Annotated in this window: 7 protein-coding genes; 5 read left to right on the forward strand and 2 right to left on the reverse strand. The window is 50.6% G+C overall.

Features of this window, described 5'->3' with window-relative positions; all coding sequences use genetic code 11:
* Positions 1-211, reverse strand: a 211-nt coding sequence (locus ENN68_04135) for a hypothetical protein (GenBank protein ID HDS45271.1), incomplete at its 3' end; no start/stop codon positions are given.
* Between the two features lie 203 nt (positions 212-414).
* The gene (locus tag ENN68_04140) at positions 415-693 is read right to left on the reverse strand and encodes a hypothetical protein (GenBank protein HDS45272.1); all 279 of its coding nucleotides are present in this window, start codon (positions 691-693) and stop codon (positions 415-417) included.
* 233 nt (positions 694-926) lie between these two features.
* On the opposite strand from ENN68_04140, the gene ENN68_04145 reads away from it, so the two are divergent.
* The 5 genes from ENN68_04145 (at position 927) to ENN68_04165 (ending at position 3,183) form a co-directional block, all read left to right on the forward strand.
* Complete coding sequence (locus ENN68_04145; protein ID HDS45273.1) at positions 927-1,499, forward strand: metal-dependent hydrolase; 573 nt, start codon at positions 927-929, stop codon at positions 1,497-1,499.
* Positions 1,500-1,641: 142 nt separating this feature from the next.
* Positions 1,642-2,172: a hypothetical protein gene (locus ENN68_04150; GenBank protein ID HDS45274.1), complete on the forward strand. Its 531-nt coding sequence runs from the start codon at positions 1,642-1,644 to the stop codon at positions 2,170-2,172.
* Positions 2,160-2,402 carry a hypothetical protein gene (locus tag ENN68_04155; protein ID HDS45275.1) on the forward strand — a complete coding sequence of 81 codons (243 nt, stop codon included), beginning with the start codon at positions 2,160-2,162 and terminating at the stop codon, positions 2,400-2,402. Before ENN68_04150 ends, ENN68_04155 begins: the two co-directional genes overlap by 13 nt.
* Before the next feature lie 284 nt (positions 2,403-2,686).
* Complete coding sequence (locus ENN68_04160) at positions 2,687-2,959, forward strand: type II toxin-antitoxin system HicB family antitoxin (GenBank protein ID HDS45276.1); 273 nt, start codon at positions 2,687-2,689, stop codon at positions 2,957-2,959.
* Positions 2,956-3,183, forward strand: a complete 228-nt coding sequence (locus tag ENN68_04165) for a type II toxin-antitoxin system HicA family toxin (GenBank protein ID HDS45277.1) — start codon at positions 2,956-2,958, stop codon at positions 3,181-3,183. Before ENN68_04160 ends, ENN68_04165 begins: the two co-directional genes overlap by 4 nt.
* Positions 3,184-3,389 lie beyond the last annotated feature (206 nt).

Raw genomic sequence — 3,389 nt, forward strand, 5'->3', positions numbered from 1 at the left:
CGCCGCTTGCAGCTGCATTCAGGACCGCGCCGAGATCCGTCCACGTGGCGCCGTAATCGGTCGTGCGATAGACGTTCGTGCCCATATCCGCAAGGATCGCGATGCCATTGCCGAATGCGATCATGACTGCAGCCTCAGCAGCGGAGATCGCCCCGAGGTCCGTCCACTTCACACCGTGATCAGTCGTATAGAGCTCGCCGGTATCGGGCAAGAGAATTTCCAGAAGTGTCCGCACCTGCGTGGGCGTGAGCGCAGCGACCGTGCCGCCGGTGATGCGCCCTACCAGCGTCTGCTCAGGGATCGTGAGCGCGCCCGGCTCGCACTATTGCACAGGCAGACAGCTTGCAACCAACGAGCGTCGCGCAACATCGCGTGCGTGATGATCCATACCGGAACAGAAGCCGCGCATCGCATTCATCGGCGGGCTGCGTTGCGAGCACGCGCGCGGCACGGGGCGGGCGGCGGGCCGTGGCAAACCGTGAACTCGCCGGCAAGCGCGTCGTGCGCGACCGCATAGACGATATTATGCGCGAGCTGGTTGCGCTTGTACATCTCGTAAAGATCGCTGTCTTTGATGGTTTTTTGGAAGTATCCGGTTTCCCTGCTCGACGAATTATGGTGTGGCGTGAGCCAGGGGAAGCTGAGTTTCCGGAGCGCTGCGTTCAGGGCATCGCGAACCAAGCGGGGTCTCATTACTACAAGAAGAAGGAAATTGCGAGGGCGTTTAAGGTGGGGTCGAACTGCGTGCGATCTGACCCCCTGCTTCTTATAACCATTTCTTTTTCGGCTACATCTTCAGTCGTGCCTCCTTCCGCTGGCACCCCCGAAGGCCGAGTTGGACGAAGAAGAGGGCGATCAACGTGTATAAGGCAGAAAATTTAACTGCACCGAAGGATAGGTATCGATAGTATGTAGGTACGTGCAAGATGTTTTTCGAACACTGGATTTACTCGCTGGCGATCGCAATCTTCGTGGGCATGGTGTATTTTAAGTTCACGGGTCGCGATTACGCGTGGATCATTGTGGCGAGCGCGTACGTGCCGGATATGGACATCGCTGCGGATGCGGTGCTGAAGAAGATCGGGGTAACGGTACTGCTGTACGGGGAACCGATACGACACGGCGATTTCCATAACATACTATTTCTGCTGCTGTTCGCGGTTTCCGTAGCTTTGCTGTTGCATCCGCTGGGTATAAAGTTGAAAGATTCGTGCTTGTTTGCCGGTATCGGGTTTGGGGCGCACCTGTTTGAGGATGCATTAATCGCCAATCCCTCATATCCGTTCTTTTGGCCGCTATCTATGGAAAGGTTTGGTATCGGATTCTTCGAATACAGCTACGATTGGCACGGCATAGCGAATACCGAGGTGCTATTTGTGGGTGTGCTGCTCGTGCTCTTAGCGGCGATGGTGAGGACCGCCTACGAAGGAGTTGGGTGGAGATGGGTAACGAGGAGTATTATTAACTGTTTACCTGAAGTTACAAGAACCTTGAAATGAATCGGAGAGGAACATCATATATGCAGCCGCACGTTTTATATACCCGTGGAAAAGATAGAAGAATCATGCATACGCCCGTACCGTTGCCCAGCACAGAGAAAAGAAGTATGAACTGTAGGATTTTCGTTATAAGGAGGTTGTTATGTCTAAATTTATAGTTGACACTAATGTTCTGATTACCGCGTGTAAATTTTCAGTGCGAGGCGTCCCAGTTATCAAATTGATTACGGATACCAGTAACCTTATTATCTCCAGTGCAGTCCATGAGGAAGTGGTGAGTTCTAGCGATAGGTATCCAGATGCGCTGGTTGCAAGAGAGTTGATAGAAGCTGGAACAATTGAGGTGAGGGGAGTGCGATTTAGGGAGTACGATATACTGAATCGCTATAAATTGGGTAAGGGTGAGAAGGAATCTATTGCGCTCGCTATTGAAATGAACGAGGACGTGGATTTCATTGTCACTGACGATAGGCTCGCATATATTGTAATGAAGAGAATGGAACTCAACACCCCGCTCTTTCTGGATCTTATTGTCACATTGGTCGAAAGGGATATGCTGACTCGTGAGGTGGCGAGCGGGATAGTAAGAGCAGTAGAGTCACGGTATCCCGAAGGTTTTATATACCATACGATAAAGATATTAGAAATGGGAGCGAGGAGATGGCTGAGCTGAAGGCGGTGCGAGACCTGATAAGAGCTAAGTATGGTGGGATGAAGGTGCTTGACTCAACGCTCGTGCGCGAGTTTCTCGAGCGAGGGTTCGAGCAGAAGCTCTTGGAGCTGTATGAGGAATTCACGCGGGGCGTATGCAGTTTGGGCTATCTCGCGGAGCAGCTCGGCATAACCACGTGGGAAGCCTACGAACTCCTAGAGAAGAAGGGGCTGCGAACCTCTAACCTCTAACTTACTTACTTACTGAAGCTAGAAGAGCCCCTTATTCAAATTTCTTTTGCTAAAGCTTTTCTATAAACCCTTTCAGGGTTTTCTTCTCGGGGACGTGGGGCGGGTGTGGAGTGGGGAGTGGATGCCCCACAGAGAAAAGGTTTCACTTTCTTTCATCGAAAGAAACTGAACTAAGAAAGATTTTTTGGGGGAATGCGGGGGAGTGCGGAACTCGGTCCGAACATCTTTCGAACGAATTCCCGTAGCTCGGGACAGTTAAATAGAATGGTTACTAACAAGTAGTGATGAAGATTATTTTTGCTGCACTGATAAGAGCGGAGCGGGAAGGAGGCTATTCGGTAGTGTGTCCTGAGTTTGGTGTTGCGAGTCAGGGTGAAACAATCGAGGAGGCGAAGCGGAACATTGTGGAGGCAGTTGAGTTATATCTCGAATCTGCGAAGGATCTCGGCATTTTGGATGAGATATTAGAAGAAGCGGGCATTGAGACGATGGAGCAGGAAGAATCGATTGTGCTCGGTGAATACGTCACTACGCCCCTCCAAGCGTGTGTAGAATGAAATTGCCTCTTCTCTCGGCTACGGAGATTATCAAAGCGCTCGAAAAAGCAGATTTTAGGGTCGTCAGGCAGAAAGGAAGTCATATATCACTCTACAAGCGGAACGATACCAAGACCTATCTGGTAGTGGTCCCCAATACATCAGAAGTGAAGCGAGGGACTCTGCTTAACATTCTCAAGCAAGCGGGGATGAGTAGGGAAGACTTCTTCAGCTTATTGAAGTGAATTTATGCACTTTCTTTCACACATATTTTCTTTCACATTGCTAACGCAAAGGAACGGCAAAGCCGTTCAATCGAAAGAAAACATACTAAGGTGCGCCGAGAAAGACCATGCTATCCAGTTTGGTGAAAGTCCAACCTGAGGAACGGTTAGCCACCACCTCAGAACTGAACCTTGCATTCAGTCCGGTAACGGGCTGTGGTGAAGCC

The sequence above is a fragment of the Methanomicrobia archaeon genome (genome assembly GCA_011049045.1).
In the GTDB taxonomy this organism is placed as follows: domain Archaea; phylum Halobacteriota; class Syntropharchaeia; order Alkanophagales; family Methanospirareceae; genus JACGMN01.

Bases quoted from the DNA above. Each gene is read 5' to 3' on its own strand.
- ENN68_04150 (HDS45274.1), top strand. From the start codon at position 1,642: ATGTCTAAATTTATAGTTGACACTAATGTTCTGATTACCGCGTGTAAA.
- ENN68_04160 (HDS45276.1), top strand. From the start codon at position 2,687: ATGAAGATTATTTTTGCTGCACTGATAAGAGCGGAGCGGGAAGGAGGC.
- ENN68_04155 (HDS45275.1), top strand. From the start codon at position 2,160: ATGGCTGAGCTGAAGGCGGTGCGAGACCTGATAAGAGCTAAGTATGGT.
- ENN68_04145 (HDS45273.1), top strand. From the start codon at position 927: ATGTTTTTCGAACACTGGATTTACTCGCTGGCGATCGCAATCTTCGTG.
- ENN68_04165 (HDS45277.1), top strand. From the start codon at position 2,956: ATGAAATTGCCTCTTCTCTCGGCTACGGAGATTATCAAAGCGCTCGAA.
- ENN68_04140 (HDS45272.1), bottom strand. From the start codon at position 693: ATGAGACCCCGCTTGGTTCGCGATGCCCTGAACGCAGCGCTCCGGAAA.